Annotated in this window: 2 protein-coding genes; both read right to left on the bottom strand. The window is 58.9% G+C overall.

Going from position 1 to position 2,489, the window contains the following annotated elements; translation table 11 throughout:
- Window positions 1-246: 246 nt before the first annotated feature.
- Window positions 247-2,265 carry an LTA synthase family protein gene (locus AC0L2K_RS34750; RefSeq protein WP_473533633.1) on the bottom strand — a complete coding sequence of 673 codons (2,019 nt, stop codon included), beginning with the start codon at window positions 2,263-2,265 and terminating at the stop codon, window positions 247-249.
- A 34-nt stretch (window positions 2,266-2,299) separates the two neighbouring features.
- The coding region (locus AC0L2K_RS34745) for a hypothetical protein (RefSeq protein ID WP_473533632.1) at window positions 2,300-2,489 on the bottom strand (190 nt) is incomplete at its 5' end.

The following is a 2,489-nucleotide window of genomic DNA, read 5'->3' as shown; positions in this document are numbered from 1 at the left end:
GCACTCGGGAAGCAGTGCCGCTTGCCGGCGATCCTCGCCCTCGACAAACCGCTTTAGCCCGACTCACCTCGCTGATCGGGAATCACGTTATCAAATCAACGTATTTCCACGACAGGCTGGACCCGTTCCGGCCATTGCCGTTGCCACCACGAAGGGTCTTGCAAGGGATTGTTAAGGTCCTCACACCTCTTGGCGATCACCGGAGCAGACCTGGCATTCCTAAGACGTTGTGGCACGGTGGCTTTGTTAGCGCACAGGTATGGTGGGTGTGGTCCTGGACGGAGGCGCGCGTCGCTTCGGGTTTGGCAGGCGATGCACACCGAACCGGCCGAGTGCCAGCGTGCCGTTGTCAAGAACACTTGGAATGCGGCGTGAAATATCGCGCCAGTGCGAGGCATATTGATAGACGGCTACGGTATCTTCGACCGCGTTGTGGTCCACGGCGCTTTCAGGTTGCACCTCCTCACCCTTCATCTGGACGATTTGCTTCTTGGGCTCAAGGATCGTCGTGCGGCCATGCAGGATCATGGCCACCTTCTGGTAGTTGGAGATGTAGACCGGCCGCTCCGGTTCGTCCGCTTCGATCAGGTCGTCGCCGAAAAAGCGGCTGCGATAGCTAGCCTGCAGCAGGGCAAGCAGCGACGGCGCAATATCCACCTGGCTCGCCAGCCGGTTGATCCGGCGGGGCTTGACAAAGCCCTGCGACCAGATGATGCACGGTATGTGGTATTTGTTCATGTCGAGCTCGACCTTGCCTGCGACGCTCGCCGTATGATCGGCGACAAAGACAAAAACGGTATCCCTGAACCACGGTTTCGCCGATGCCTTCTTGACCAGTTCCCCGATCGCGTAGTCGGAATATTTGACCGCCCCGTCGCGCCCGCCCGGCGATGGGATGTCTATGGCGCCAGCTGGATAGGTAAAGGGCCGGTGGTTTGACGTGTTCATGACGAAGCTGAAGAAGTTCTTGCCGGCTTTCGCCGAGGCGTCGGCTTGGCGGATCACCTCGTCATAGAGATCCTCATCGCTAACGCCCCACGCATTGGCGAAATGCACATCGCCTGCCGCCATCGTAGCGCGGTCGACGATACCGAAGCCGTTAGTGGAAAAGAACGCGTTCATGTTGTCGAAATAGCCGTAGCCGCCATAGAGGAAGCGCGTATCGTAGCCCGAATCCTGGAACACCGAGCCAATGGTGAAGAGATTGTCGTTGCCGGGGCGACGCAGGATCGATTGCCCCGGGGTCGGCGGGACTGAGAGCGCGATCGCTTCAAGCCCGCGCACGGTGCGCGTGCCGGTCGCCCGCATTTCCGTGAAAAGCAGGCCTTCAGACGCCAGCCGGTCAAGGTTCGGTGTCAGTCTTTTCGGATTACCGAATGTGCCCATGAACTCCGCACTCATGCTTTCCATGCCGACCAAGATGACGTTCTTGCGCAGCATCGGCCCCTCGGCTCGAATGTCACGCGTGATGTCGTTTAAATCGGTGCTTTCGAACGGCTCGTGATCTTCCGCTAAAAGGTCGCGTGTCCGTTCGGCCGCCTGTTTCTCGGGCATAGTCCGATAGAAATTCGCGAAATCGATCTCATTCGAGAAGAAGGCGCTAACCAAACCGTAGAGTCCGTTGCCCCCGAGTTCGCGGGCGATCGCGCTCGGCATCGGCCGTGTGATCGAATCGGGCGTCACCAACACGCCGGCGGCGGCCATTCCCGTTATCGTCGCAAAGACCGCCAGCCGCTTCATGAACGGCGGATGCGGCGCGAAGCCTGCCTTCACCTGGCGGCGGAGCAGATAGGCCCCGCCGACCGCCAAAAGGCCGATGCCGGCAAGCAGCGGCACCACCGGATAGCTCTCCATGATGTTCTGGATCACTTCCTGCGTGTACACGAGGTAGTCGACCGCGATGAAATTGAAGCGCGTCGTGAATTCGTCCCAGAAGAAATACTCGCTGACCCCCTGCACGACCATCATAAACAGGAAGATTGCGAAGCCCGAGAGCCCAACTGCGCGGTCAAACCGCTTTCCGGCCCACGAAACTGGCAGGAGCAGCGGGAAGAGGAGAAAGACCACGAGGATTGGAAGCAGCGTGACGATATCGAACCAGAAGCCAGTGAAGAAAGGAACCAGCCAGTCGGCCGGATGGAAAGACAGGTCTTTGGCCGAAACCAGCGACAGCGCCAGCCTGACGAGGAACTGAGTCAACAGGAAAAGCAGGATGAACGGCTTCAGCCGACGAAAGAACGCACCGACCGATTGAGCAAAAGTCATAGCAAGCCTCCGAAGCAGCTGGATGTCTGGGCAATTATGCCTTGTTTTCAACCTTGGCAACCGTCGGGACGAGATCGATCGCATGGCTGCGATGCCGATCCCCGATTTGGCCCGCGCGAGTCCGAAACTTCATCGACGGTGGTGGTAGCGGGACGATGTGAAAGGTTCGCGGCGAAGGTGATTTGTTCTCCACTTTGAAGGCGCTGCATCCCAATCTCCCCTGT

The sequence above is a fragment of the Mesorhizobium sp. WSM4817 genome, from assembly GCF_055811135.1.
The sequence above is the reverse complement of the archived record's forward strand: the minus strand, read 5'-3'. Positions and strand labels throughout refer to the sequence as shown.

Coding starts and splice junctions, on each gene's coding strand:
- AC0L2K_RS34750 (WP_473533633.1), bottom strand. CDS start 2,265: ATGACTTTTGCTCAATCGGTCGGTGCGTTCTTTCGTCGGCTGAAGCCG.